This is a genomic window from Mesorhizobium sp. M0139, from assembly GCF_040322455.1.
Lineage (GTDB): Bacteria > Pseudomonadota > Alphaproteobacteria > Rhizobiales > Rhizobiaceae > Mesorhizobium.
Window position 1 is genome coordinate 90,507 of record NZ_JAMYTN010000003.1, and the last position, 24,444, is coordinate 114,950.

27 protein-coding genes are annotated in these 24,444 nt (G+C 58.6%); 13 read left to right on the forward strand and 14 right to left on the reverse strand.

Annotated elements, in window-relative coordinates; translation table 11 throughout:
- Positions 1-31: 31 nt before the first annotated feature.
- The gene (locus NKJ58_RS05440) at positions 32-949 is read left to right on the forward strand and encodes a glycoside hydrolase family protein (RefSeq protein WP_023681142.1); all 918 of its coding nucleotides are present in this window, start codon (positions 32-34) and stop codon (positions 947-949) included.
- A gap of 192 nt (positions 950-1,141) precedes the next feature.
- Here NKJ58_RS05440 and NKJ58_RS05445 read toward each other — a convergent pair whose 3' ends face one another.
- Entirely contained in the window at positions 1,142-1,330 is a 189-nt protein-coding gene (locus NKJ58_RS05445) for a hypothetical protein (protein WP_023681143.1), read from the reverse strand.
- Between the two features lie 120 nt (positions 1,331-1,450).
- On the opposite strand from NKJ58_RS05445, the gene NKJ58_RS05450 reads away from it, so the two are divergent.
- The gene (locus tag NKJ58_RS05450; RefSeq protein WP_023712198.1) at positions 1,451-1,960 is read left to right on the forward strand and encodes a pyridoxamine 5'-phosphate oxidase family protein; all 510 of its coding nucleotides are present in this window, start codon (positions 1,451-1,453) and stop codon (positions 1,958-1,960) included.
- Between the two features lie 125 nt (positions 1,961-2,085).
- On the forward strand, positions 2,086-2,685 hold the full coding sequence (locus NKJ58_RS05455; RefSeq protein WP_023681145.1) for a cupin: 600 nt from the start codon (positions 2,086-2,088) through the stop codon (positions 2,683-2,685).
- Between the two features lies 1 nt (position 2,686).
- Here NKJ58_RS05455 and NKJ58_RS05460 read toward each other — a convergent pair whose 3' ends face one another.
- The 5 genes from NKJ58_RS05460 to NKJ58_RS05480 form a co-directional block, all read right to left on the reverse strand.
- Positions 2,687-2,983, reverse strand: coding sequence for a SemiSWEET family sugar transporter (locus NKJ58_RS05460; protein WP_023681146.1), 297 nt, complete (start codon positions 2,981-2,983; stop codon positions 2,687-2,689).
- Positions 2,984-2,997: 14 nt separating this feature from the next.
- The gene (locus tag NKJ58_RS05465; RefSeq protein ID WP_033000226.1) at positions 2,998-3,561 is read right to left on the reverse strand and encodes a hypothetical protein; all 564 of its coding nucleotides are present in this window, start codon (positions 3,559-3,561) and stop codon (positions 2,998-3,000) included.
- Positions 3,562-3,680: 119 nt separating this feature from the next.
- Positions 3,681-4,457, reverse strand: coding sequence for an exodeoxyribonuclease III (gene xth, locus NKJ58_RS05470; protein ID WP_023681148.1), 777 nt, complete (start codon positions 4,455-4,457; stop codon positions 3,681-3,683).
- 68 nt (positions 4,458-4,525) lie between these two features.
- Positions 4,526-4,738 (reverse strand): hypothetical protein, encoded by a 213-nt coding sequence (locus tag NKJ58_RS05475; RefSeq protein WP_245259911.1) that lies wholly within the window; start codon positions 4,736-4,738, stop codon positions 4,526-4,528.
- Positions 4,739-4,953: 215 nt separating this feature from the next.
- A complete protein-coding gene (locus NKJ58_RS05480) occupies positions 4,954-5,481 on the reverse strand; it encodes a YciE/YciF ferroxidase family protein (RefSeq protein ID WP_023681150.1) in 528 nt (175 codons plus the stop codon).
- 422 nt (positions 5,482-5,903) lie between these two features.
- On the opposite strand from NKJ58_RS05480, the gene NKJ58_RS05485 reads away from it, so the two are divergent.
- The gene (locus tag NKJ58_RS05485; RefSeq protein WP_023733192.1) at positions 5,904-7,304 is read left to right on the forward strand and encodes a phospholipase D family protein; all 1,401 of its coding nucleotides are present in this window, start codon (positions 5,904-5,906) and stop codon (positions 7,302-7,304) included.
- Positions 7,305-7,395: 91 nt separating this feature from the next.
- Here NKJ58_RS05485 and NKJ58_RS05490 read toward each other — a convergent pair whose 3' ends face one another.
- Both NKJ58_RS05490 and NKJ58_RS05495 read right to left on the reverse strand, forming a co-directional pair.
- A complete protein-coding gene (locus NKJ58_RS05490; protein WP_023668045.1) occupies positions 7,396-7,692 on the reverse strand; it encodes a hypothetical protein in 297 nt (98 codons plus the stop codon).
- Between the two features lie 73 nt (positions 7,693-7,765).
- Positions 7,766-8,758 (reverse strand): YihY/virulence factor BrkB family protein, encoded by a 993-nt coding sequence (locus NKJ58_RS05495; RefSeq protein ID WP_023681152.1) that lies wholly within the window; start codon positions 8,756-8,758, stop codon positions 7,766-7,768.
- A gap of 194 nt (positions 8,759-8,952) precedes the next feature.
- Here NKJ58_RS05495 and NKJ58_RS05500 point away from each other — a divergent pair, with 194 nt between their 5' ends.
- From NKJ58_RS05500 to ligD, 3 genes are all read left to right on the forward strand, one after another.
- Positions 8,953-9,177 carry a hypothetical protein gene (locus NKJ58_RS05500; RefSeq protein WP_156933724.1) on the forward strand — a complete coding sequence of 75 codons (225 nt, stop codon included), beginning with the start codon at positions 8,953-8,955 and terminating at the stop codon, positions 9,175-9,177.
- A complete protein-coding gene (locus tag NKJ58_RS05505; RefSeq protein ID WP_023817832.1) occupies positions 9,174-9,467 on the forward strand; it encodes a hypothetical protein in 294 nt (97 codons plus the stop codon). Before NKJ58_RS05500 ends, NKJ58_RS05505 begins: the two co-directional genes overlap by 4 nt.
- A gap of 162 nt (positions 9,468-9,629) precedes the next feature.
- Positions 9,630-12,272 carry a DNA ligase D gene (gene ligD / locus NKJ58_RS05510; RefSeq protein ID WP_352518769.1) on the forward strand — a complete coding sequence of 881 codons (2,643 nt, stop codon included), beginning with the start codon at positions 9,630-9,632 and terminating at the stop codon, positions 12,270-12,272.
- 95 nt (positions 12,273-12,367) lie between these two features.
- Here ligD and NKJ58_RS05515 read toward each other — a convergent pair whose 3' ends face one another.
- The gene (locus NKJ58_RS05515) at positions 12,368-13,126 is read right to left on the reverse strand and encodes an alpha/beta fold hydrolase (RefSeq protein WP_352518768.1); all 759 of its coding nucleotides are present in this window, start codon (positions 13,124-13,126) and stop codon (positions 12,368-12,370) included.
- Positions 13,127-13,308: 182 nt separating this feature from the next.
- Entirely contained in the window at positions 13,309-13,779 is a 471-nt protein-coding gene (locus tag NKJ58_RS05520; protein WP_352852857.1) for a GFA family protein, read from the reverse strand.
- Positions 13,780-13,971: 192 nt separating this feature from the next.
- Here NKJ58_RS05520 and NKJ58_RS05525 point away from each other — a divergent pair, with 192 nt between their 5' ends.
- From NKJ58_RS05525 to NKJ58_RS05540, 4 genes are all read left to right on the forward strand, one after another.
- The gene (locus NKJ58_RS05525) at positions 13,972-14,196 is read left to right on the forward strand and encodes a hypothetical protein (RefSeq protein ID WP_023681156.1); all 225 of its coding nucleotides are present in this window, start codon (positions 13,972-13,974) and stop codon (positions 14,194-14,196) included.
- 291 nt (positions 14,197-14,487) lie between these two features.
- Positions 14,488-15,981: an alpha,alpha-trehalose-phosphate synthase (UDP-forming) gene (locus NKJ58_RS05530; RefSeq protein ID WP_352497954.1), complete on the forward strand. Its 1,494-nt coding sequence runs from the start codon at positions 14,488-14,490 to the stop codon at positions 15,979-15,981.
- A gap of 247 nt (positions 15,982-16,228) precedes the next feature.
- Positions 16,229-16,393, forward strand: a complete 165-nt coding sequence (locus tag NKJ58_RS05535) for a hypothetical protein (RefSeq protein WP_023729495.1) — start codon at positions 16,229-16,231, stop codon at positions 16,391-16,393.
- Positions 16,394-16,732: 339 nt separating this feature from the next.
- The gene (locus NKJ58_RS05540) at positions 16,733-16,996 is read left to right on the forward strand and encodes a hypothetical protein (RefSeq protein WP_023681159.1); all 264 of its coding nucleotides are present in this window, start codon (positions 16,733-16,735) and stop codon (positions 16,994-16,996) included.
- Positions 16,997-17,221: 225 nt separating this feature from the next.
- Here the strand turns inward: NKJ58_RS05540 and NKJ58_RS05545 are convergent, their stop codons facing one another.
- Complete coding sequence (locus NKJ58_RS05545; protein ID WP_031262058.1) at positions 17,222-17,512, reverse strand: hypothetical protein; 291 nt, start codon at positions 17,510-17,512, stop codon at positions 17,222-17,224.
- Positions 17,513-17,514: 2 nt separating this feature from the next.
- A complete protein-coding gene (locus NKJ58_RS05550) occupies positions 17,515-18,069 on the reverse strand; it encodes a response regulator (RefSeq protein ID WP_050588792.1) in 555 nt (184 codons plus the stop codon).
- 158 nt (positions 18,070-18,227) lie between these two features.
- On the opposite strand from NKJ58_RS05550, the gene NKJ58_RS05555 reads away from it, so the two are divergent.
- On the forward strand, positions 18,228-21,335 hold the full coding sequence (locus NKJ58_RS05555; protein ID WP_352852906.1) for a CheR family methyltransferase: 3,108 nt from the start codon (positions 18,228-18,230) through the stop codon (positions 21,333-21,335).
- Positions 21,332-21,748 carry a response regulator gene (locus NKJ58_RS05560; RefSeq protein ID WP_023696326.1) on the forward strand — a complete coding sequence of 139 codons (417 nt, stop codon included), beginning with the start codon at positions 21,332-21,334 and terminating at the stop codon, positions 21,746-21,748. The genes NKJ58_RS05555 and NKJ58_RS05560 overlap by 4 nt, the downstream gene beginning before the upstream one ends.
- 191 nt (positions 21,749-21,939) lie before the next feature.
- Here NKJ58_RS05560 and NKJ58_RS05565 read toward each other — a convergent pair whose 3' ends face one another.
- Together NKJ58_RS05565 and NKJ58_RS05570 are read right to left on the reverse strand one after the other, a co-directional pair.
- The gene (locus NKJ58_RS05565; RefSeq protein WP_023826398.1) at positions 21,940-22,827 is read right to left on the reverse strand and encodes an SDR family NAD(P)-dependent oxidoreductase; all 888 of its coding nucleotides are present in this window, start codon (positions 22,825-22,827) and stop codon (positions 21,940-21,942) included.
- 449 nt (positions 22,828-23,276) lie between these two features.
- The gene (locus NKJ58_RS05570; protein WP_027048652.1) at positions 23,277-24,062 is read right to left on the reverse strand and encodes an SDR family NAD(P)-dependent oxidoreductase; all 786 of its coding nucleotides are present in this window, start codon (positions 24,060-24,062) and stop codon (positions 23,277-23,279) included.
- Between the last annotated feature and the right edge of the window lie 382 nt (positions 24,063-24,444).

Sequence of the window (24,444 nt, forward strand, 5' to 3'; positions counted from 1 at the left end):
TCCGACTGCCGAGGCGAATTCCGGGGCTGACATGAACATCAACTTTGAAACCAACGTTTTTCCACTGTTTCATCCGCAAAGCGTGGATGATCTCAAGGACCCGTGTCCTGTCTTCGATGGCCGTGTCTGGCACGTCTTCGGGTCAAGCGGCACGGTCACCACTGAGACGTGGAGAATCTTGCATGCCACGGCGCCCGATCTGTATGGACCGTGGGCCGAGCATGAGCCGATCGAACTTCCAATCAACGGCACTGGTGTTGCGGCTCCCGGTGTGACCCACGAGTGCGGCGTCTTCCACATGTTCATCCAGACGGAATTCATGAAGTCGGGTGGCCGTTGCGAGCATGCGGTTTCCAACGACGGGTTCCATTGGGTAGTCCTCAGTCCGGCCATTCTGGCCATCCCGGACACGGAAGAGGACGGAATTTACGATCCGCATCCGGCGGTCATTGGCGGTGGGCGCTACCTCGTTTATTCGGCTATGCCAAAATTCACCAGGGTGCCTCAGCCCGACATCTATCTGGCGCGTAGCCAGTCCGACTCGTGGTTCGGTCCGTGGAAGCGGATCGGCAAAATCCTCGACCACAACGATGTTCCCCACCATAACACCAGAGATGATCCCGACTACGAATGGGGCATTGAGGGCGCGCAACTGATCGAATTGCCGGACGGCCGGGTGCTTCTCAATGCCACGTGCTTTCTTCCGGACGGCCTTCGGGGAAACCGGCAACGGGTGTTTTTTGCCATAGCCGACGAGGTCAGCGGACCTTACGTTTCGATCGGCCCGGTGCTGGAGCCAGGTCAACCGGGCGAGAACGGCCACTCGACAGTGATGATCGAAGGAAGTCAGCTTTCGCTGTTCTACCAGAGCCGGGTTGCCACAACCGATCACCGATGGCGCTACGGTTTGGCCAGATGCGACGTCGCTCTCTTTTCAAAGGTCGCGTGATTCCAGGCTGCCATTAGCGCCTTCAGGCTGCCATTAGCGCCTTGAGGCGGATGCGCGTCATGCGGCCATGAAACTCCTGAGGGTGAAGGTGATCCGCGTCGGGGACGGCAAGTAAAGTGTCATCCGACGCAGCAGGAGAAACGACATGGCCGATGCGGATCGACGATTGCCGCGATCGCAATGAGCTCATAGCTATTTCTTCGGTGCCTTGACAGGGAATGTCGCGTCGCCGTCTTTTTTGCCAGAGATCACCCGCGGATCGGCGCTGGCGACGCCGTCGTTTCCGCCGCCCTTGTGGTCCTTTTCCGACTGACCCTTTGCGTCCTGCTCGGGTGTCCGTTTTGATGTTCGAAGCGTCTTGTCCGCCATCGCGTTTGCCATCCAAACTTCCGGCAATTTCGAAAGTTCCACCGCTTTAGCAAGCCGAAGGACCCAGTGAGTTGGAACGTCGTGGCGGGACGTGAGTTGTAAGCGAGGATATTCACCCGCAGGAGGACGCTTATGGCTAACCGCCGAGAGCAGCAGACGGACCTCACGCCCGCCGAGGCAACAGACCGCATCTGGGAACTCGCCGAGGACATCGACGTCTGCATGTTTGTGACCTGGGACGGCGAGTACAATCGAGCCCGTCCGCTATCTGCGCGTGTGGTCCGTGAAGAAAACGCCATATACTTCCTCGTCAATGACGACAGCGCCAAGAGCAAGCAGCTGTCGACCTATCCAAAGGTCACATTGGCCTGGAGTGACAACAGCCACTACAAATACGTCACCATGTCAGGCCCGGCCACAGTGACAAATGATAGGGAAAAGATCGCCGAGCTCTGGGAGAAAACTGACTCAGCCTGGTGGGATAATGCCGATGATCCCGAGATTCGTCTGATAACGGTCAAACCCGACGAAGGCGAATTGTGGGACAGCCCGGGGCTAATGATGGCTACCGCAACGATGGTGTTTGCGGCCGTTACCGGCGCCAAGCCGAATGTGGGCGACAACGCAAAGGTCGAGCTCTGAGCGAGCGGCTAACCTCTGCTTTCCGGCCGCGTATCCATGCAAGGTTTGTTTGACCCTGCGGAACGGAGCGCTTCTGGTGCATGTTGACTAAAACGTGTTCGATATTTTCCGCAGAGGCAGCGTCGATGAGCATTTTGGAAACCAGCAAGAAAGTGATCGAGAACGTCACCGGTTTCGCAAGACCGCGCAAGGAAGCTGTCGCCGGATTTGTGAGGCAGCGAAAGTCGAATGAGTTCTGGTTCAAGGATGATGGACTTGTACCCAATCATCCAGCATGGCCGCTCGTCGTTTATCGCGGCGCCGTCGAATTGCCCGAAGGACTTGATCCAGCAGCCGTCATGGAGGTGCTTTTCGATGCAAACGGATGGGGCGATAGCTGGCGAAACGGCATCTATGATTACGTTCACTATCATTCGCAAATACACGAGGTTCTGGGCATTGCCCGCGGAAATGCTGAAGTCCGGTTTGGCGGCAAGAAAGGACGAACGCTGTCGCTGAAGGCTGGCGACGTCGCGGTCCTCCCGGCAGGCACCGGGCACCAATGCCTCTCGGCATCCGATGATTTTTTGGTTGTCGGCGCGTATCCTCCATTTGGGACTTATGACGAATGTAGGAGCAAGGATCAGCATAGCGATGCGCTCGCAACCATCCCCAAGGTGGGGCGTCCGCGCAAGGATCCTGCATATGGTAGCCAAGGTCCGCTTCTGAAAAGTTGGAAGCGTTAATTTAGTCGTCGGGGTCGAAAGCCTTGGCAACTGCATCTTTCTCAGCCTGCGGCAGGACTGTCATTGTGAGAATGAACGCTGACAGCAGGAGACAAACGCCATTCGTGATTATGATCGGCCACTCTGCCTTCATGATGCCGAAGGCCAGCCACAAGGCGAACCCCAACACAGTGATGGCATACGTCGGTGCGGAGATGCCGCTTGTCTCTCGTGTCCTGATGATTTTCCAGGCTTGCGGCGTGAAACTGCTCATCGAGCAGACGGTCGCGAGATAGCCGATGAGCGTGACTGTCTGCATGGAAGCGGCCTGCCCTACGTCGCAGATACGCGCTTAAGATCAGATACGCGGACCACGCCGTGCTGGCTGACAAAGGTCAGGGTGGAGTCCGTGCTCTGGCTCTGCGAAACACCGGATATGCGATGGTCGCCTGTGTCATAAATCTCCATCTTTCCATGATCGTCGATGACCAGCCGGCTTCGCTCAGGAAACGCTGCGTAGCGCATATTGTTTTGAGAACCAGCGGCAGACGGGCTCCCAAACTCCTCAGGCCACCATGAGCCGGCGTGGGCCATAGCTGCAGAACGATAGCTCGTGTCGTCGCGTTGTGGCTTGGCGGGATGATCGCGCAGGTAGGCCGAGAGCTCCGCCGCGATAGTGTTGAGCTTCGCCTTGAGGCTGTCATCAAACATGTCGCCGACCATCGTCATGCCGGAGGACCATTGTGACATTCCTCCGAAGTCGACGTGGCTGAACTGGGCCATGGTTCCACCACCACGCCGCAACGCCTCAAGGACAGCCATGACAGCGCCATCAGTGACGCCTTGCTGGCGTGCAAGGCGCGCAATCAGTTCAGCTTCCTTTTGAGTGTTTGTCATCATTGCGTCCTTTGAATCGCTTGGCGCCGGCAGTCCTCATTGTTGACGATAGACATGCGCGGCCAAATGTAATCACGAAGGAGCGCCACCAGGTTCTTCAGGCTCCTTGCCGAGGAAGCTCAATCAAGTTCTATCCAGGCTGGCGCATGATCGCTCGGCTTGTCCCATGCACGCGTTTCGGCATCTACTCCGGCATTCTTCAGGCGATCCAATAGGGATGAACTCAGCAAGAGATGGTCCATCCGGAGCCCGGAACTCCGATCGTACCCGCCGCGGTAGGAGAAGTTCCAATAGGTGTAAATTCCTTTTTCTGGATGAATGCGACGAACCGCATCGAACCAGCCCTGAGCAAGCATTTCGGCGTATGCGCTCCGGCTCTCGGGGTAGTAAACGGCATCGCCAACCCAGCGCCCCGGCACCGCCGCGTCGATCGGGCCTGGAACGACGTTATAGTCGCCGCACAGGATTGTCGGTGAGCTGTCGCCGAGCAGCACCTGGCCATAGGTGATCAAGCGTCGGAACCAGCGAAGTTTGTAGTCGAACTTCGGCCCCGGCGCTGGATTGCCATTGGGCAAATACAGGCAGCCGACAACAAGCCCATTCACATCTGCCTCGATGTAGCGGCTGTGCGAATCGTCGGGATCGCCCGGCAGACCTCGACGACGTTCCAGCGGCTCAATCCCGCGAGCGAGGATTGCCACGCCATTGTAGGACTTCTGTCCGTGCCAGATTGCGCCATAGCCGGCGTTTCTAATCGCGTCGACGGGAAATTTTTCGTCAGAGGTCTTCAGTTCTTGAAGGCAGACGATGTCATAGCCGGTTTCGCCAAGCCACTTGAGAAGCACTGGCAGTCGGCCGTTGACGCCATTGACGTTGAAGGTTGCGATGCGGGTCATCTCGACGATTTAACGTCTTTGCGCCGCTTCGATGCGACATAGAGTCGGTAGCCAAATCTTGCCTTTTGTCATCGTCCATCTGCATTTTTGCTCGAAGCATTGGTGCTTTGACCGGAAGCAGCGGATGTCTTTGCATCTTTGGAATGCGCGGCAATTGCCGGACCCGCGCCGGTAGCTTTCCGCATATCGCCGCTCCCCTTGCCGTCAGTCGATTTCTTGCTCAACAGTCCTGAGAAATATTTTCCAAAGAAGCCCATCCGACTCTCCATCTTGGCGCTCATTCGGCGACTTTGCGGGCCCTGAACTCATCTCTGCGCTGTTCTCGCAGCTGCCGAGGATCGCTGCGCGAACCGCCAAGCGCGCGGCGCCTGACCAGCGCGGCCGAACACTCAAGCAGGAAACATTCCAGTCCTTTGTAGATATGCGTGATCATGTCCTTCATCTCCCGGGACCGCCTCGGCACATGGGTCGCCGAGGCGGTTGGGTAGGCGATCAATCAAGCCGCTTTCCGTTCTGCCGCTCGTTCGTTGACGCCGGCTTCACCGAGGGCAGTCAACGCCTCGTCGGTGGCCTTCTCCTCTTCAAGTGTCGCATTGAGGAGCGCAACCACGTCATCCTTGCCGAGCGTCGTAGCCCAGGCAATCAGGGTTCCATACCTGGCGATCTCGTAGTGCTCCACGGCTTGCGCGGCACCGACGAGCCCTGCATCGAGCGAAGTCGAACCCTTGTACTCCTGAAGGATTTCAGATCCTTCCTCCAGGATGCCGTCGATCGCCGGGCAGGTTTTGCCGCGCGCGGCCGCGCCGAGAATCTCGAAGACCTCCTCCAGACGTTCGACCTGCCCCTCGGTTTCAGCGAGGTGCTTCTCGAATGCTGCCGAAACTTGCTCTTCGGATGCGCCTTTGGCCATCTTCGGCAAGGCTTTCAGAATTTTCTTCTCGGCATAGTAGATGTCTTTGAGGCCATCGAGGAAAAGGTCCTCCAGGTCCTTGTTGTTGCCATTGGCTTTCTTGGCAGTGGGCATTGTGCCGTCTCCTCTGTTGAAAATTGCCCGTCGCGAGCATTTTCTTAACTCGGAAACCCGAACCCGGTTCCGGCATAATGGAGATATCTAAATTTAAAGGGTCCTGCGCTTCAGTGAGAACAACGACCACGTCATTCTCGTCGAAGAGCCGCGGCGGGGTGCACGCCATCGGGCTCCCGCCAACAGTTCACGGTCTGAGGGGCTGGGACTACAGGAGAAGCAAGTTCCGCGGCGGCAGCAGAGCAGTCGGGGCAACGCCTCTCAAGCCTCCTGACCGCTCTGCAGCCGCTTGATTGCTGGCCCTGCTTGCATCCAGCAATTGGGTGATTGGACGCTGCGTATGCAACCAGAATACCTCAGAATGGTTCTAGCTATGATTTGAGCGGGATGGCAGCGAGCGCCGTCCAAAGGTGGCAATTTTTATGGACGTATCACTTTCGCGAACCGCAGACGACAACATCAAGGCCGGCAAGAGCGGCTTGCTGCTTGTCTCGGACAATTATGACGCTTTCGCCGTGCGCGTGCTGGCGGCAAGGAGCGCGGAGCGCAGCCTCGACCTGATGTATTACCTTTGGCATGATGACCACACCGGCCGCTTGCTGCTTCGCGAGGTTTTTCGAGCTGCTGAGCGCGGTGTTCGGGTGCGCATGCTCCTTGACGACGTCAATCCGCGCAAAAATGATGCGGCATATCTGGCGCTGAACCACCATCCAAACATCGAACTGAAGTTGTTCAATCCGAGCGGTATCAGGCGCGGCCGGATCATGCGTGGTGTGGAAGTGCTGTTGCGGCTCTTTGCATTGACGCGACGGATGCACAACAAGGCTTGGATCGTTGACGACAAATTTGCCATTGTCGGCGGTCGGAATGTTGGCGATGCCTATTTCGATGCGGCAGAAACCAATTTCCGGGATCTCGATCTGCTGCTCCTGGGGCCTGCGGTTTGGCAAACCGCGGCGATATTCGATGCCTTCTGGGCTTGCAATGAAGCCAAGCCAATCAAAACCTTGGGATCAGTGGCTGAGCATGAGCATGCCAAATGGCTTGAAGGAAGCGATACCGGCCCCGATCCCAAATTCCTGAACGGCATCGGCAACCGGGGCTCGATCACGGAGTTTATTGCGGCCAGCAACGACGTTCATTGGGTGGATGGCGTGCGGGTCATTTCCGATCCGCCGGAGAAGGTTCGTGGTTGGAGACGTCGCAGCTGGCTTATGAAAGAGCTGCGTCCGATCATCCAATCCACCCGCGGGTGTCTGGAAATTGTGTCGCCCTATTTCATCCCCGGCAAAAGGGGCACAGCGATCTTGCTGGACCTTGTCGGCGCCGGTGTTGACGTTTCGGTTCTGACCAACTCCCTGGCCGCTACCGACGTGGCCGCAGTCCATGGCGCTTACGCAAACTATCGCAAGCGGCTGCTGAGGAATGGCGTCAAAATTTTCGAGCTTCAGCCGTTCAACCGGCGCTCGGCAATCTCGGTGTTTGGCTCGAAGGGCGCCAGTCTGCATACGAAAGCTTTCACCGTCGACGACAATATCGGCTTTGTTGGTTCCTTCAATTTCGATCCACGGTCAGTGTCCTTGAACTCGGAAATGGGCGTGCTGTTTGAGGATCCGAAATTGGTCGCCGAGCTGCGGCATCGATTCCAATCGGAAATATCTCCGGAAACAAGCTATCGGCTCGAACTGAAGCACAATGTTCTGCATTGGCACGGATGCGGCGAAGGCAAGATTCAGGACTATACGCATGAACCAGAAGCCGGATTTTTTCGCCGTATCCTGGCGGTCTTCGTCCGTCACCTCCCGATCGAATCTCAGCTCTAGCATCTGATGATGGCCGAGGACCTCGCGATCTCAGCGAATTGCCCTGCCGGGGATCGCGTGAGCGAAACGTGAAACCCTGATCTACCACGGGTCAGCCAGACCGCATCACACCCGGTTCTTCGACAACCGCGTCGCCAATCCCATGCTGTCCGGCGTCCGGATCACTCGGCAACACGTCGGAAAAATTGACTGTGGCGACCAGGTATCCGGCTTCATCGTAGACCTTGATAGTCGATCCCGATTGCTTGGTTCCTGACCCAGGATCCGCCGCCACCGCTACGCGCGCCATCTCTATTGCTCTCGGACTGGCCATCTCCGCACTCGCTAGCTCTTCCTCGAGAGCGGTAGTCTGGCCGGATACTGTCGTCTCAAAGCGGAATTTTGGCATGGGCAACCTCCTGTTCCTATGCAATTCCGGTGTCCGGGTTGCGTTCCAAAGAAACAGAATTGGTGGGAAGCAGCTAAGATCGCCGCGATGGCCAGACCCGTGTCGCCACGAAGGTCAGCAAACCCGTGATCACAATCCAGGCCTGCACCTCGCGCTGGATGGTTGGCCCAGGGTTCGATGTCTGTCGCGACGGGCTCTCTGCCTCCACTATCGGTTGAAGGTCGGACCGACTGCCGAGACGGACGGAATAGGCCCGCGTGAACTCGGCGCCGAGCAGGAATATCTCAGACGAATAGTAAACCCAAAGCAGCACGACCAGCAGTGCACCCGCCGCGCCATAGGAGGATGCGATCGCGCTGGTTCCGATATACCAGCCAATCAGCGACTTGCCGATGGTGAAGAGCAAAGCGGTCACTGCCGCGCCAATTGCGACATCGCGCCAAGCGAGCGACCGGTCCGGCAGGATCTTGAAGATCGCGGCAAACAGAGCGGAAATCAGCACGAATGATACAATGCCGTTTATCGACGCGAGAATGATCGTGCCGAACGGCAGATGGGCGTTGATGACAGCGCCAAGCGCGGAAATGGCGGCACTCGCCGCCAACGACACAAGCAGTAGAAATCCCAATGCTGCAACCAGACCCAGGCTGGCCGCCCGCGCCCGCACCAATCGCGACACAGACATGGGTGGTGGGTCAATCTTCCAGATTGTGTTGAGCGAAAGCTGCATTTCGCCAAACACCCCGGAGGCTGTCACGAAGAGGGTGACGATGCCCACCAAGGTGGCAAGAGTGCCGGCGGTTCTGTGAGAAGCGCTTTCGATGGTGCTGCGCAGAAGGTCGCCGGTTTGCGATCCCATCACGCCTGCGATTTCGGCCGACAGAGCGAGTTGAGCTGCTTCATGCCCAAAGACAAGTCCAGCAATCGCAACAACGATCAACAAGATCGGGGCCAGGGACGTAACGGCATAGAACGCCATCGCCGCACCGTGGCTGAGGGCATTGTCGTTGATGAATCCGAGGATGCTCTCCTTGCCAAGAACCCAGGCTTCGCGTGCCACCCGCATGGGGAATTCCTTTTACCTCAACGAGCAACCTAGTGCTGTCGGCAACGAAAGCGAGACCTGCCGCCAGTGCGCGAGGCGCGATTGCCGAGACACGCCCGCTTGTCTCTGCACCAACGGCCAGAAATGTTCCATGCGGCGCCGGAACTCGCCGGGCTCGTAATGGTTATCGGTCATCCGATTGGAGTGATCAAAAAATGCCTGATAATGAAAACCATCGCGAGACCGGCGCAACGAAGTACCCGGCTAGAACAGGTCCTGATCCTTCGGATGCGTTCTCTCAGGATGCGGCCGGCAACAAGAAACCCAAGAGTGGGGTCGGTCTGACGCGGCCAGTCAATGAGGTGGATGACAAGACGCACCAATCCGATGGCCAGAACGCCCCGGCGAGGCCGGGCGGCGGAAACACGGTCAAGCCATGAACGTTGCCAATCTTCAGCTTGAAGGGTTGATGATGGCGGTCGCGTCAATCAACAATCTGCTCGTTCACAAAGGTCTGCTGTCAATTGACGAGATCGATACCGCCCTGCGAAAGGCAGAGGCGTCCATGACAAGTGACGAGCGGACCTACGAAGATATGTCACCGGCCAACCGTGACGCGATCTGCTTCCCGATCCGGCTTCTGCAGATCGCAAACAACGCGCAAGGCGAACTGGACATCCCACCATTTTCAGAGCTTGCAAAAATGGTTGGGCAAACCAAGGAACCTTAACGTCAGCGGTGACGACACCTGTAGTCTCCGTGAAGGCCTCATTTGACGCCGATGCCACTCTGAAGCGGAAAAGCAGCATCGGCGTCGTCTCGGCTATGAACCGAACCAAATCTCACCCACTGCGTTGAGTCCCGGCGTTGCGTCATTAGTCGGGGCACTTCCATGAAAACGGGCGAGCTTTCAACCTACCGGGCCAAAAGGGATTTCGCGAAGACGAAAGAGCCCAGCGGCGAAAGCTCGATTGCGGGTTCGAACCGACTCCGGTTCGTCATCCAAAAACACGCGGCCACGCGGCTGCACTATGATCTTCGCCTCGAGCTTGGCGGGGTCTTCAAATCATGGGCTGTGACCAAAGGTCCATCACTGGATCCTCACGACAAACGACTTGCCGTGGAGGTTGAGGATCACCCGCTGGAGTACGGCGACTTCGAAGGCACGATTCCCAAAGGACAATATGGTGGCGGCACGGTGCAGTTGTGGGATCGCGGATATTGGGAACCGGAAGGCGCCATGTCTCCCGAAAAGGCGTTGGAAAAAGGCGACCTGAAATTCACGCTGCAGGGCAAGCGCCTGCATGGAAGTTTCGTCCTAGTGCGCATGAAGCATGACCGCAATGGCGGGAAGCGGACCAACTGGCTGCTGATCAAACACCGCGACAAATACGCGACAGAGGGCAATGGCGATGCGGTGCTGGCTCAGGATCGATCCGTCGCCTCGGGTCGGAGCATGGAGAGGATTGCAGCGGGGAAGGGGGCAGGTCCGAAGCCGTTCATGATGAAAGGTTCATCGTTGGCCGATGCGGATGCCGTTTGGGACAGCAAGCGCGGCCATGCCGACAAGCGCGCCGCCAGGTCGGCAAAGCCTGCTCCGCGGCCGAAGCGAGCCGCTGGTGCCTCAGCGGCGAAGATGCCCGACTTCATCCCACCACAGCTTTGCGCGACGCTCTCCCGGCCGCCGGCCGGGACGAACTGGGTTCACGAAATCAAGTTTGACGGTTATCGCGTCCAGTTGCGCGTGGAAGACAAGGACATCGCGCTTAGGACCCGCAAGGGTCTTGACTGGACGGAGAAATTTGGCGCCATCGCAAAGGAGGCCGCCAGTCTTCCCAACGTCATCATCGACGGCGAGATCGTAGCGCTTGGCGAGAACGGCGCGCCCGATTTTGCCGCACTGCAGGCAGCGCTGTCGGAGCGCCGGACGAAGGACCTGATCTACTTTGCCTTTGACCTGCTCTTCGCAAATGGCGTCGATCTGCGAAAGATGCCTCTCTCACAACGGAAGGAACGTCTGAGCGAGATGCTCGGCGAAGTCGATCGCGGCGAGCAAAATCTCATCCGCTATGTCGAGCACTTCAGCAATGGCGGCGACGCGGTGCTGCGTTCTGCCTGTCGCCTGTCGCTTGAGGGGATTGTCTCCAAAAAGGCCGATGCGACCTATGTTTCGGGGAGGACCGACACCTGGGCAAAATCGAAATGCCGCGCCGGGCATGAGGTGGTCATCGGCGGCTGGTCGACGACCAACGGCAAATTCCGGTCATTGCTCGTCGGCGTCAATCGCGGTGAACATTTCGCTTATATCGGCCGTGTGGGGACCGGATTCAGCGAGGCAAAGGTCAAGCAGCTGATGCCCAGGCTGCAGGAGATGAAAGCCGCGACGTCGCCGTTTACCGGCGATGGCGCACCGAAAAGGAATTCAACCGTCTTCTGGACGAAGCCGGAATTGGTCGCGGAAATCGAGTTCGCCGGCTGGACCGGGGGTGGCAATATCCGGCAGGCCGCCTTCAAAGGCCTGCGTGAAGACAAGCCCGCAAAAGACGTCGAGGCCGAGCGTCCAGCCGATCCTCAAGAGACGCCGATTGCCGACCCTGCCAAGGTGACTGGCAAGACAGGAAAAAGCCCGGTTGTCATGGGCGTCATCATTTCCAAGCCGGACAAGCCGCTTTGGCCGAATGCCGGCGACGGTCAGCCCGTCGACAAGCTCGATCTTGCAGAATATTTCGAGACCGTTGGCCCCTGGATGATCAGACATATCAAAGGTCGTCCCTGTTCACTCGTGCGTGCGCCGGATGGCTACGCCGGCGAGCAGTTTTTCCAGCGCCACGCAATGCCAGGCACATCCAATCTGCTGGAACTGGTAAAAGTCTTCGGCGACCACAAACCGTATCTGCAAATCGACCGCGTCGAGGGTCTGGCCGCGATCGCCCAGATAGGCGGCCTTGAGCTTCACCCCTGGAATTGCCAGCCGGGTCATCCCGAAATACCTGGCCGACTTGTCTTCGACCTTGACCCCGGTCCGGAAGTCCCTTTTGCGAAGGTGGTCGCGGCAGCCAAGGAAATGCGCGATCGTCTCGAAGATCTGGGCTTGGTGAGCTTCTGCAAAACCACGGGCGGCAAAGGCTTGCATGTCGTGACGCCATTGGCGGCCGAACGCAGCAAGACGACATGGGCCGAGGCCAAGGCCTTCGCAAAGGCCGTCTGCATCCAGATGGCGGCAGATAGCCCGGATCTCTACCTCGTCAACATGGCCAAGAAGCTGCGGACATCCCGGATTTTTCTCGACTATCTCAGGAATGATCGCATGGCGACAGCCGTCGCCCCTCTCTCCCCTCGCGCCAGGGAAGGCGCGACTGTATCCATGCCGCTGACCTGGAGTCAGGTGAAGGCGGATCTCGATCCGAAAAAATACACCGTTCGCACGGTCCCGGGCCACCTGAAAAAGACCGTCGCCTGGGCTGACTACGACGATGGCGAACGGTCGATCAGCAGTGCCATCAAACGGATTGGTTCAGCAAAGCTCGCCGCATGACGACGTCGGTTCGCGCAAGAACGCCATGACAGCTGCGGCTACCGCGTCGGCTGCTTCTTCGGCCATATGATGTCCGCTTTCGATCGGTTGGCCCTTCAGTTCGGTGGTCCAGGGTCGCCAAACATCGAGCACGTTGCCGTAGAGTGCCTCAAGGTCATCGCGGGCGGACCAGAGCGCCAAGGTCGGGCACGCGACCCGGCGACCAGCTTTCCTGTCGTCGGCATCGTGCAATTGGTCGATGGCCAGACCTGCCCGATAGTCTTCAAGCATGCCGTGAACAACATTCGGATCGTGGATTGCGTCCTTGTAGTCGACATAGGCCTCAGCCCCCATGGACTCGGCTGAGCTGCGTCAGGATCGGCCATGATTGCGCGTTCGGGCTTGTCCGGCTGTGCGAAAAAGAACCAATGCCACCAGAGCTTCGCAAAGCGGGCGTCGCAGCGTTCGAGGGCTTCCAGGATAGGGACGCTGTCCATGACGATCAGATGGCTGATCGCCGACGGGTGATCCATGGCTGTTCGGAACGCTGTGTAGCTGCCGCGGTCATGGCCTGCGATGGCAAACCGGCGAAAGCCGAGATGTCCCATGAGAGCAATGCAGTCCCTGGCCTTGGCACGCTTGGAGGATCCAGCATGGTCCACGGCGTCCGCCGGTACCGAGGACTGGCCAAAGCCCCTCAGATCGGGGCAGACAACTGTGTGGTCGGCGGCGAGAAGTGGGGCTACCCGGTGCCAGGTAACGTGCGTCCGAGGATGGCCATGCAGCAAAAGAAGCGGCGGGCCTGAACCTCCATACCTGACTCGCAGTGAGGACTCGGGCAGATCCACGGTCTCTAGCTTGAATCCTTCAAACATCCGCTTCTTTGTCGTCAGACTGTGAAAACAAGTCCCGCATGTCCATCTTCAACCCACGCCGGTGAAATTGGTTTCGGGCATTTGTCCGTTTGGAGATCTCTCTCATTCCAATGGTTCGGCCGCCGTTCCGCCAGCCCTGGCGCTGGCTTGCAGATACGACGCCCGAGATCCAGCGTCCTGCCTCACCGGTCTCTGGGATTGCCCAGGGCGGGGTCGCGCGCCCGGGTGTAGCCCTCGACGCGGGGCAAACCGTCATCCATCCTGATAAACGGCAGCCGCATTTCCCAATAGGCCTGGGCTTGGGGATGGTACTTCTCGGGCGCGTCCATGAATCCGATCGAGATGTAGAACTCATTTGGCAAGCCTTCATCGGTGTACCCAATCGAGGTGCCACATTCCGAACAGAAGGAGCGCACGACGCCCCTGGTTTTCGAAAATGTTTTTGGTTTGGAGCCGAGCCAATCGACCTGATCTGGACGATAGCCAATCCAGATCGTCAGTGGGCTGCCGATCGCTCGTCGGCAGTCATCGTCGTGGTCGAAACAAATCCAAAAGGGATCGCCACTGAATTCAGCTGTGATGGCTCCGCAAAAGCAATGCCCTCGATCAATCCGGGCCGGTTTTCTGATCGTCGTTCGGGGTTTGTCGTCCATGGTAATCTTCCGGCCGGCGTGGTGGCGTAACGCCGCGGACGGCAAGCAGTTCCTTTGGACGTCACAGAGCCGCAGATGCGCGCAACCGGCGGGCTGCTGGTCAATATCATTTGAGGCAGATCAGGCCTTAATTTGTTGGGAACATTTTTTCAGGTCCGCACTTTGTTCGCCGTCTGACCAAAGGAGGCGACCTTGAAAACACGACGCGTCGACAGGGAAAAGATCGAGAGGGCGGATCGAGAAGCCAAGTTGCTGTTGGAAGCGGAGCGGCATGCCAGGGAAGCCAAGACGGCGCGGCTTAGAGAACAGCGACAGTTGTTGGAGGCATCGATAGCGCAGACCCCGCCCGCGCCCGTAGCCGCAAAGCAGCCGCCCCGCCAACGAAAGCCGACGCGCAAGGTAATCGAGGTGGACTGACGGTTTGGTCAGTTGGGGCTTTTGCCAAGGTGGGGAGTTGATATGACAGGGCAGGGGATCCGGCAGCATGAATACCAAAGCGGTAAGTCCGGCCGTCGCCAAAGCGGCTGCTCGGCGTGCTGGATCGGGGTCTCATCACCGGTGCGTCCGACGACGATCCTGCGAGAGCCGCTGAAAAAGGCGCCGAGCGGGCCGAGAATGTGATCCAGCGAGTCCGGCTGGACACTTACGTCGGGAACAATCGCACGCGCGGACCGTTCCCCAAGCGATCTTCACGCTCAGGATTTGCTCTTGTTGCAGCGACCGGATGAAATTTTCAACGAGGCCTCGCAAACGGTTGGTGATCCCCTTGAGCGCGACGCCTTAGGTGGGGAGGCTGAGCTAACTGGCGATCGCGCCATCCCGCGTCGTCTGGTTGTCGTCTCGAACAGGCTGGGGAACATTCGCGATCTGTTGCAGGCCGGCGGACTTGCTGTAGGCATCGGGGATGCGTTGGCCGAGCGTGGAGGCCTGTGGCTAGGAGCAAGCGCTGAGTATCAGGACTACGCCGCGAGCGACGAACCGCTGATCCGCTTGGAACGCGTGGGAAAGATCGAGACGGCTGCGCTTACCCTGCCCTATGAGGAGTATTCGCTCTATTACAATGGCTATGCCAACAGCACGCTGTGGCCGCTTTTTCATTACCGACTCGACCTGGTGAACCACCGGGCAGAGTTTCTACACGCCTACCGGCAGATCAATGCGCGGTTCGCGAAGGCGCTCGCAGGACTGCTGTCGGGCAACGACGACCTGGTGTGGGTTCACGACTACCACCTTATCCCCTTGGCCGCCCAGTTGCGGCGGCTGGGAGTCCGGAATCGGATCGGTTTCTTTCTTCACATACCGTTCCCGCCGCCTGACCTGTTTGTAGCCACGCCCGACCATGAAGAACTCATCGATGACCTGCTTCAATATGACGTCGTGGGGTTCCAGACCGAAACGGACGTGGGGAATTTCCGGCGCTCAGTGCAGGCGGCCAACTCCATTACTTTTGATATCAATGGTTCGGCTGAGATGAACGGCCGCACGGTGTTGTCGAGGTGTTTTCCGATCGGCATCGACGTCGATTCAATCGCACGCATGGCCAATGAGGCGGCGGAGGATGTGCAGATCGATTCCATGCGCCGCCAGATTCTGGGCCTCAAGCAAATCATCGGCGTCGATCGGCTGGACTACTCCAAGGGTCTCCCCGGCCGCATGCAGGCTTTCGCGCGTCTTTTGCAAAGGCATCCGGAGCAAGAGCGGGCGGCAACCTATTTGCAGATTGCGTCGCCGACGCGCGAGGAGGTCAGCGCCTATGCCGACATCCGGGCCCAGCTTGAGGCAACCGCCGGCGCGGTCAACGGAAGATACGCGGATTTGGCTTGGACCCCGATCCGCTACATCCACCGTGCCGTATCACGCTCTCGGCTTGCTGGCCTGTTGCGCGCTAGCCAGGTCGGATTGGTCACGCCCCTGCGTGACGGAATGAACCTCGTCGCCAAGGAATACATAGCCGCGCAGGACGAAGCCGATCCCGGAGTGCTGGTGTTGTCGCGTTTTGCAGGTGCGGCCGAAGAACTTGCCGAATCCTTGATCGTAAACCCGTATGCCGTCGACGAGGTTGCCGATGCGATCGCAAAAGCGCTCGCGATGCCGCTTGAGGAAAGAATTGCAAGGCATAGTGCACTGCTCAAGCGCATCACGCGCAATGACGCAGCAGAATGGCGGCGGTCATTTCTCGCCACGCTCGCGGGCGAGAACTAGCGCCTGGCATCGATGCCTGAATCCGTCCGTGTGTCACGCGTTCCCACACGGTCATAGCCCGGCCATAACCCGGCTGGCCGGAGCAGTTCGAAAGGCCTTGAAGCTGATCGTGTATCTTGTCCGTCCGCATCAGAAACTTTTCGCTCATTGACGGAAGCGCGATAGCCCGCCTCAATCGGTGGACTATCGAAGGCTCCAGGGAACACACCGCCGGTCCGGTCGTTTGGGCTCTGATAGGAGATCTGCGATGACAAGGAACCCCACGCGAAAGGACAGTGATCTCTCTGAACAAGAGGCAATCAAGTTGGCCGAAGCCACCGACGTGTCACCCGGGCAGGCCAAAGAGCTTGCAGCCGAGCACGGCAAAGACGGCGCCAAGAAGGAAGCAAGAAATTACAAGGCGGAGGGCTGACTATGGCGGCCAGTGGATCCGCAAACGACAGAGACGCACGAGCCACTCTCTACGCACAAGGCGTAATGGAAGCCGAGCGTAAAGCGCGGGAAGAGAAAACGGCGCGATTGCGCAAAGCCCGTTTGGCGCGCGAGGAGATCAATCCGCCTGCACCCGAGCGGAAACCGGCAGTGCCGAATGCGCCAAAGCGGGCCGCCAAACCAGGCAGCCGAAAAGGTGGAGAAGATTAGCTTCAGCTTCTTCGGCTGTGCCGGCGGCACGCGTCGGGGAAGGGCAGACCGTGCGGTCGATCTGCACGATAAATTTGTACCTCATCGAACGACACAAAGGAGTCCAGTGATGACGGAGCATGTGTCCCGGAAGGAAGAACAGCGTGGCACCCGAAATGTACTCGGGTGGGGCGTCGTCATTGCGGCTGTGATCTTCGTCGCCCTGCTAGCCTTCTTTGTGTTCATACCCCTTTCAGGCGGATCGTGGCAGACATCGCCAGTAAAGCGCACCCCGGAACAGAACCAAGGCGGCAATGCCCCCGCCGAGACATCACCCGCGCCCGGCGTTAAAAAGAACCCGCAAGAAAATACCGAGATGCCAGGGCAGCAGTGATCGACCTTGGGCTGCGACCCAAGTTGGCCCTGATCTTCCTGATCGTCTCATCGGCGTCATGATGGGATCAGGGCCTTCTGGGCGCAGGAACCGCTGAGCTATTGAGACTGGGGTTTCGCCCACATCGAGCGCAGAAAGATTACCGCAGCAGCATCGGTCTGGCGAACGAGGCGATGACGCCATCGTGGAACTCGAGGCACATCAAGATGCCTAGCTGCAGGGCGTTCAGTTGGGATTTTTCAGCTGCTTTGACAACAGCAGTTGCTGCTGCAGCTCAAGGGCGAGCTTCAACAGCCGTTCAGGTGTTTCCTCTTCCGCGATTTCGTCGAGCAGCGCTGCGAGTGCGTCGCCCTCAACAGGATCGCGGAATGAGTCAGGTTTGGTTTGCGGAGGTTTGGCCACGAGGATTTCTAGCAGGAATGCGGCCGTATTTGCAAGACGAAGCGAAGCGCTCTTGGGGACGGGTACCGTAGCGGGGGCGGTCGACAGGGCGGCCTGCGGCAAACTATCGGACAATCTTAATTCATGATGCCAGACCTGTCGTTGCGGAGCACCTCCTCCATGAGCGTGTTGAGCCATTCGCTCAAGGGAAGGTCATGCCGCGTCGACAACCGCTCCTCCAGCGCCGCCTTCAATGTCCGTTCGACGAGGCGATCGGCCGCCTGTGGGTCGCCCAGCAGCAGCCGCGCGGACAGCCTCAGTTTTGGAAGAGCGCGGAAAACATTGTCTTCACCAAGCGCTGTTGATTGCGCGGCGAGGATCCCGGCAACCGTCCTGAACCCGGCCGGCTTGGAGAGGTTTTGGGTGTATCGGAACCGCTCCGGCAGGGTGATCTGATCGTTTCCGGAGAAGAATACGAACGGGATGCCTCTGTCCGTCAGCTCGTCGGCGAGGGGAAAAACAGTCTCACCGTTGAGGTCGATGTCCAGCACCGCCCCATCCGCTGAATCGATATATCGTCGAGCCCGGCTGACTGACGACACCGGCCCCAAAACGGTCGCCCCACAATCGCTGAAATAAGAGGCAAGTTCGCTTGCCAGCAAGAATTCGTCCTCGACGAGCAGAATTCGCATGCCTAATAACATAGCAGCCCTCCGGGCTTTAAACGGCGGTCGCGTCCATCGGTTCCGTGGCGATCGGCGGTGCGGGATGGGAATTCGACCAGGAACGGTTTACACATTGGATCGAAATCAGCGCTGCCGCGTTGCATTTCACTGAAGCAGGACAATTGATGCAAAAGCTGCCGAGGTTCCCCATAGTCGGTATTGGCGCCTCTGCGGGCGGCATTGCCGCCATGGAGGGATTTTTTCGCGGGATGCCGTCTTCGAGCGGGATGGCGTTCGTGATCGTCACGCATCTTAGCCCCGAACGGGAAAGTCTGCTGCACGAAGTGATTGCGCTTTACACCGGAATTCCGGTTCGTGTCGCTGAAGATGGAATGGGTATCCATCCTGACACCGTCTACGTGATGCCGCACAACGCGATCCTCACCATCGAAAATTCCAGCCTAAAGCTGCGCCAACCGAATTCCGTGTCCAGGGAGCGCAAGCCCATCGATATCTTTTTCAGCGCGCTGGCCGAGGATCAGGGCGAATACGCCGTCGGCGTCGTCCTGTCGGGCGGCGATTCCGACGGTACGTTGGGCATCAAGGCAATCAAGGAGAATGGCGGCCTGACGCTGGCGCAACTCTCCGACGAGTCGGGTCCGAGCAATCCCGACATGCCGCGCAGCGCGATCAGTTCCGGTCTGATCGATATCGCCATCCCAGCCGATGAGATGGGTGCGAAACTCATGGAATTTGCCCACAGCTTTGAACTGCTCGACGAGCTTGAAGCTGACGATGGCAAGGCCAGTGCTTTGAAACTCCGCAAGGGCCAGGAGGAAATCTACGCGATCCTGCGCAGCCATTCGGGACATGATTTCTCGGGCTACAAGGCCAAGACGTTCTTGCGTCGCGTCAGGCGACGCATGCAAATAACGCAGAACACCGCGATCGATGCCTATATAGAGTTGCTTCGTTCAAATGCGGAGGAAGTGCGGTCGCTGTTTCGCGACCTGCTGATCAACGTGACAAATTTCTTCCGCGACACGGACGCTTTCAAGACCCTGGAAGAAACCGTCATCCCCAAACTTTTCGAAGGCAAGGACGCCAACGATACGATCCGCGTCTGGGTGCCCGGCTGCGCAACCGGCGAGGAAGTCTTCTCGATCGGAATGCTGATGCGCGAGCATATGGATACACTTTCGGCTGTGCCGCGCATCCAGATTTTCGCCACGGACATCGATGACGCGGCGCTGGGCATCGCACGTTCGGCGCGCTATCCGGAGTCATTGCTTGCGGGCGTTTCGCCTGGACGTCGCGAACGCTTCTTCAGCAATGACGGCACAAGTTTCATCTTGAGCAAGAGCGTACGTGATCTCTGCATCTTCTCGGCGCACAGCGTCATCCGCGATCCACCCTTCTCGCGCATGGACATGGTGTCGTGCCGGAACCTCCTGATCTATTTCGGCCCCGATGTGCAAAAGCAGGTTATTCCGACCTTCCACTATTCGCTGAAGCCCGGTGGCTATCTGTTCCTTGGCACCTCCGAAAGCATAAGCCAGCATGCCGACCTGTTTGCACCGGTCGACAAGAAACAACGGATCTTCAAGGCACGAGAACATTCGGCGCCGCCGCGGCTGCCGATCTTGTTGAATGCTGCGCCTGCAAGCAACTTTTCCAGCGCCAATGACACTCATGCCCGCCGCGGCTTGTCTTATTCCCTAAGGCAAACCGTTGAAGCCCATGTTCTCGAACGCTACGCTCCGGCCCATGTCGTCATCAATGGTGATGGAGATGTCGTCTATTACTCGGTCAGAACCGGCAAATATCTCGAGCCGCCGCAAGGGGTGCCGAGCAGACAATTGCTCACAATGGCACGCAGCGGCCTGCGTCTGGAACTGCGCGGCGCTTTGCGGGAAGCGGCCGAAGGCCGGCGCACGGTTGTGCGCGAAGCGATAGCCATTGAAGAAGATGAAGATCGGGTCCAGTTCGTCACATTGACGATCGAGCCCTTGGTTGATCGCGGCAGCGGCGAGCCGCTGTTTCTCGTCCTGTTCGAACCGGTGGGCCAGCCGCAGCCGCGGCTGGAGGCTCTAAAGGTTCGTCAGCCATCCGGGATTGCTGATTTCGAGCGCGAACTCCGCGATACGCGCGAGCGCCTGCAATCGACGATCGAAGAATATGAGACCGCATTGGAGGAGTTGAAATCTTCCAATGAGGAACTCGTCTCGGTCAACGAAGAAGCCCAGTCCTCCAATGAGGAGCTTGAGGCCTCCAAGGAAGAAATGCAGTCCCTCAATGAGGAATTGAACACCATCAATGCCGAACTGGTTTCCAAGATCGAGGATCTCGATCGGGCCAACAGCGATCTGAAGAACCTGTTCGAGAGCACACAGATCGCGACTGTTTTTCTCGATACCAAGCTGGTTATCCGCAGCTTCACGCCGGCGGCGTCTTCGTTCTTCAATTTGCTGCCGACCGACATCGGAAGACCGCTTACCGATCTTGCCAGCCGGCTCGATTATCCGCACCTGCGCGACCATATCGCGCAGGTTTTCAGGGCCGGCGAGATGATCGAGCACCAGCTACCGCGCGATAGCGACGGCATCCACTATCTCGTGCGGCTGATCCCCTACCGCGACAGCGTGCGGAAAATCCAAGGTGTGGTGGTGACCTTTGTCGATGTGACGACCATGGCTGAAGCCGAAGCCCACCAGCGGGTATTGATCTCGGAACTCAATCATCGGGTCAAGAACATGCTGGCCGTTACGGTCAGCATTGCCAGTCAGACCCTGAAAAATGCTCCCTCTTCGGAGGCTTTCGCCGAAGCGCTCATCGGTCGCCTGCGCGCCATGGCGCGGGCCTACGGAGTGCTCTCGCGCGAAAGCTGGAAAGAGGTCTCGGTAGAGGAAATCGTGCGGCAGGAAGTCGAGCCGTTCGGGCTGGAACGCATCAACACCACAGGCGAGGACATTCGGCTCAAGCCTCAGCAGGGCCTGTCGCTTGGCATGGTGATCCATGAACTTGCCACGAATGCTGGAAAATATGGCGCCTTGTCCGTGCCAAACGGCGTGGTGTCCGTGACTTGGTCGGCGTCGGATCACGGTTTTCAGCTCGAATGGTTAGAAAGCGGCGGTCCCGCTGTCACTCCACCTGAGAAGACGGGATTTGGTCTTTCGCTGGTAAAAGGCGAAATTGAGTATCGGCTTGGCGGAAATTTTGAAACATCTTTCGGTTCCGATGGTTTGAGCTTGCGGATTGAGTTTCCGTTTGATCATCGGGAGAGCGAAACGTGACTGCATCTCGTATCCTTATCGTCGAAGATGAATGGCTGGTCGCGGAGGAGCACCGCGCAATTCTGGAAGAGGCCGGCTTCGCCATCGCCGGGCCAGTGCCGTCCGTTGCTCGCGCGAAAAAGCTGATCGAGAGTGAAGTCATATCTGCCGCGGTCCTGGACATTGGTCTCGGCGGCGAGACCAGCGCTGCCCTTGTCCCTCTTCTAGCGCAACGCGGAATTCCGTTTGTTTTCGTCAGTGGGTACACGGCATCCGACATCCCGCAAGATTTGCGTCATCACAAGATGCTGTCAAAACCCGTGTGGGCTGCTGCGCTGGTCGAGGCCGTGCGAAATATGCTCGGTGTTCAACCGACGTCTTTGGCAAGACACCAGGACAGCGGAACGGTGCCAACCCAACGAGAAGCCCGGTAACGCACTTCTCGTGGGACAAAGACACTGGTTTTTCACCAGATATACGACGACATTCGGGTCCAGGCCCGAGACGGCGTCGCCGGCAGGTGCCTGCGATCCGGCCGGCACGATTGACATGCTCCCGGTCTGGCGTATTCCAGCGCTGGGCGAAACTTGGCGACCGCGCGACGATTGGTCAGGCGATGAGCCTATCAAACAACGGGCAGTTCGCCCTCGGTTTGCCTCGCGTCGAATAGGACGCCAAGGCCGTAAGTGACGGCGCCAGCGGCAATCATCTCTGCCAACGCTGCGCTCGACACCGGGCAATGCGGCATGACCGCCTTGATCGCGAGTTCGGCATTCGCGATCGACACGAAATCGTGCCGTCGCTTACGGGTCTCCAGATATTGTTCGATCAACATCTGCAGTCGCCTTCTTTCTATTTCATCGCCAGCCATTGGTTCCTCCTGTAGACAGTCTGAAAGCCCACCACGCCTAAGGAGCGGTGGCCTTGGCGGCCCTTTTTGAGGACCGTGGACTCGAGTGAGGCGGGCAGCGTTGCTGACCAGGATGTCGAGACCGCCGAGGGGCGTTGCTGCTTCATCGACCAGCTTTCTGCAAAAGGCCTCATTGCGGATATGCCGGCAAGCCTTTTGACCTGCCGCTTTTATTAGGTCCACCAGTTCGTCGGCGTCTTCCTGTTCTTCGGGGAGGTAGCCGAAAGCAACGTCCGCACGCTCGCGCGCGAATGCAATCGCCGCCGCACGACCAATACCGGAATCGCCGCCGGTTATCAGCGCTTTGCGGCCGGCAAGCCTGCCTGATCCTTTGTAGGTTGTTTCGCCGTGATCCGGGCGCGGCACCATCTTGCTGGCCAAACCCGGCCACTTCTGTTCCTGTGGCTTGAAAGGCGGCTGGTGATATTGCGTCACCGGATTCTGTTTTAGCATCGGGCTCGCAGGGCCTGCTTTAGCAGGCACTGTTCCCGTATCGGCTGACGCCGTGGAAGCATAAGCGGCGAGAATTCCTCCCGCCATGCTTCCGACGACAAGTCTGCGCGCTGCGTCTGGTACATAGTCATGCTGGTCGTGGTTCATCATGGGCTCGCTTTGACGGCAGGTGACCGTTACGGAAGTGGCACCTAACCGGCCGTCGACGCGAATGTTCCCTTGTGATTGCAGTGAGTGTCGGTCGCCTTGCCCGTCTTAGCTGTGAGGCCGCGTCACGACTTTGATACAGCCATCCTGCTTGTCGCGGAACGTCTTGTAGGGATCCGGCCCTGCTTTCAGATCGGCCCGGGGGTAATCACAAGGAGGGATCGATTGCGCCGTTCTGGACCATGGCCAATAAAGGTTCCAGGTAGCGTTGCGTATGCGTCTGGCCCATCCGGAAAGCCGGTCCCTTATTCATCGCCGCCAAACGGGATGTGATCGACCAGACCAACATAGAGGCCGGCAACCGAGATGGTGCCGCCCCTGCGGCAGCGATAGATTGCCTCGCGCAGCACATGCGGCCTTGGGAATGCCAGCCCTTTGACGCGAATATTGGCTCAGTCGCTGGACGCCGACCCAGGCTCGGCCATCCTACGGTGCTGTTCGGCCAAGGTGCCTGCCGGCGTGACATGCGCGGCGGCGACCTGCAGCTTGTTTTTCCAACCGCTGACGACCTGTTCATCACCGGCCATCATCGCCTCGTAACCCGTCTTGGCGACATCGGCCGGATTGTCCTTTTCATCGGAGCCGACCTTGGTATCCATCATTTCAGCGCGCTCGAAGAATCGCGTCTGCGTGGGGCCGGGCATCAGCACGGTGACCGTCACGCCGCTATCTTTCAGCTCATGGCGGAGCGCGATCGAGAAGGAATCGATGAACGCCTTCGTGCCGTTGTAGACGGCCTGGAATGTGCCGGGCATGAAGCCGGCGATCGATCCGGTGAACAGGATGCGCCCGCGGCCTCGCCGGGCCATCTTGGCGCCGAGTTCATGCGCCAGATAGACCGTTCCGGTGACATTGGTGTCGATGATCCGGCGGACTTTTCGCCAGTCCTGGTCGACGAAGCCGTTGCCGAGCCCGCGTCCCGCATTGAGAAACAACAGGTCGATATCGCGATCGCCGATCTGGGAGATCAACCGATCGGCGCCCTCGACGGTCGCCAGATCGGCCTCAATGGCTTCGACCGTTACATTGCGGGTCTCAAGTGCCTCTGCCGCCTGCCGGATAGCCGGCTCGTCGGCGGCGATGATCAGGTCGTAACCGTCTTTAGCGCACAGCTTTGCGAGTTCCCTTCCGATGCCACTCGAGGCGCCGGTCACCACAGCGAGTTTGGCGTCCGTCATCATATCCTCCATCTTCGTGCCATCGGAACCACGAGTGGGCACAATTGTTCCGCGGCGTTTGGGCTGGATTGGTCGTGCGCTGTCATGACGGTCAGGCGACGGTCGTCATCGCGGTCGTTGCGCGCATTCATGGATGGGCCGTTGCGACAAAAACCGTTCTACGCCATGAGAACTCGCCATGGCCTACCTTCAAAAAGGCCCCCAAACGCATGGATTGAGTACTCAGAACGGATCAGTTGAAGTTGGAACAAGTGGCCCGGTTGGAAGTTCGAACCGTGCAGCGTTGTTGCCCTCCCATGTTGATGCTGCGCGATCGGGTCATCCCCTCAGCCCGATCTGCCCGCGCTTCTCCGCGCCAAAGAGAAGCGCGGGCCCCCCTCTT

Excerpts from the sequence above, each read along its gene's own strand:
- NKJ58_RS05455 (WP_023681145.1), top strand. The coding sequence starts at position 2,086 with ATGAGCATTTTGGAAACCAGCAAGAAAGTGATCGAGAACGTCACCGGT.
- NKJ58_RS05495 (WP_023681152.1), bottom strand. The coding sequence starts at position 8,758 with ATGCGGGTGGCACGCGAAGCCTGGGTTCTTGGCAAGGAGAGCATCCTC.
- NKJ58_RS05440 (WP_023681142.1), top strand. The coding sequence starts at position 32 with ATGAACATCAACTTTGAAACCAACGTTTTTCCACTGTTTCATCCGCAA.
- xth (WP_023681148.1), bottom strand. The coding sequence starts at position 4,457 with ATGACCCGCATCGCAACCTTCAACGTCAATGGCGTCAACGGCCGACTG.
- NKJ58_RS05475 (WP_245259911.1), bottom strand. The coding sequence starts at position 4,738 with ATGAGCGCCAAGATGGAGAGTCGGATGGGCTTCTTTGGAAAATATTTC.
- ligD (WP_352518769.1), top strand. The coding sequence starts at position 9,630 with ATGAAAACGGGCGAGCTTTCAACCTACCGGGCCAAAAGGGATTTCGCG.
- NKJ58_RS05460 (WP_023681146.1), bottom strand. The coding sequence starts at position 2,983 with ATGCAGACAGTCACGCTCATCGGCTATCTCGCGACCGTCTGCTCGATG.
- NKJ58_RS05550 (WP_050588792.1), bottom strand. The coding sequence starts at position 18,069 with ATGCGAATTCTGCTCGTCGAGGACGAATTCTTGCTGGCAAGCGAACTT.
- NKJ58_RS05555 (WP_352852906.1), top strand. The coding sequence starts at position 18,228 with ATGCAAAAGCTGCCGAGGTTCCCCATAGTCGGTATTGGCGCCTCTGCG.
- NKJ58_RS05570 (WP_027048652.1), bottom strand. The coding sequence starts at position 24,062 with ATGACGGACGCCAAACTCGCTGTGGTGACCGGCGCCTCGAGTGGCATC.
- NKJ58_RS05465 (WP_033000226.1), bottom strand. The coding sequence starts at position 3,561 with ATGACAAACACTCAAAAGGAAGCTGAACTGATTGCGCGCCTTGCACGC.
- NKJ58_RS05505 (WP_023817832.1), top strand. The coding sequence starts at position 9,174 with ATGAACGTTGCCAATCTTCAGCTTGAAGGGTTGATGATGGCGGTCGCG.
- NKJ58_RS05520 (WP_352852857.1), bottom strand. The coding sequence starts at position 13,779 with ATGGACGACAAACCCCGAACGACGATCAGAAAACCGGCCCGGATTGAT.
- NKJ58_RS05450 (WP_023712198.1), top strand. The coding sequence starts at position 1,451 with ATGGCTAACCGCCGAGAGCAGCAGACGGACCTCACGCCCGCCGAGGCA.
- NKJ58_RS05565 (WP_023826398.1), bottom strand. The coding sequence starts at position 22,827 with ATGATGAACCACGACCAGCATGACTATGTACCAGACGCAGCGCGCAGA.
- NKJ58_RS05515 (WP_352518768.1), bottom strand. The coding sequence starts at position 13,126 with ATGTTTGAAGGATTCAAGCTAGAGACCGTGGATCTGCCCGAGTCCTCA.
- NKJ58_RS05500 (WP_156933724.1), top strand. The coding sequence starts at position 8,953 with ATGCCTGATAATGAAAACCATCGCGAGACCGGCGCAACGAAGTACCCG.
- NKJ58_RS05445 (WP_023681143.1), bottom strand. The coding sequence starts at position 1,330 with ATGGCAAACGCGATGGCGGACAAGACGCTTCGAACATCAAAACGGACA.
- NKJ58_RS05490 (WP_023668045.1), bottom strand. The coding sequence starts at position 7,692 with ATGCCAAAATTCCGCTTTGAGACGACAGTATCCGGCCAGACTACCGCT.
- NKJ58_RS05485 (WP_023733192.1), top strand. The coding sequence starts at position 5,904 with ATGGACGTATCACTTTCGCGAACCGCAGACGACAACATCAAGGCCGGC.
- NKJ58_RS05480 (WP_023681150.1), bottom strand. The coding sequence starts at position 5,481 with ATGCCCACTGCCAAGAAAGCCAATGGCAACAACAAGGACCTGGAGGAC.
- NKJ58_RS05535 (WP_023729495.1), top strand. The coding sequence starts at position 16,229 with ATGACAAGGAACCCCACGCGAAAGGACAGTGATCTCTCTGAACAAGAG.
- NKJ58_RS05540 (WP_023681159.1), top strand. The coding sequence starts at position 16,733 with ATGACGGAGCATGTGTCCCGGAAGGAAGAACAGCGTGGCACCCGAAAT.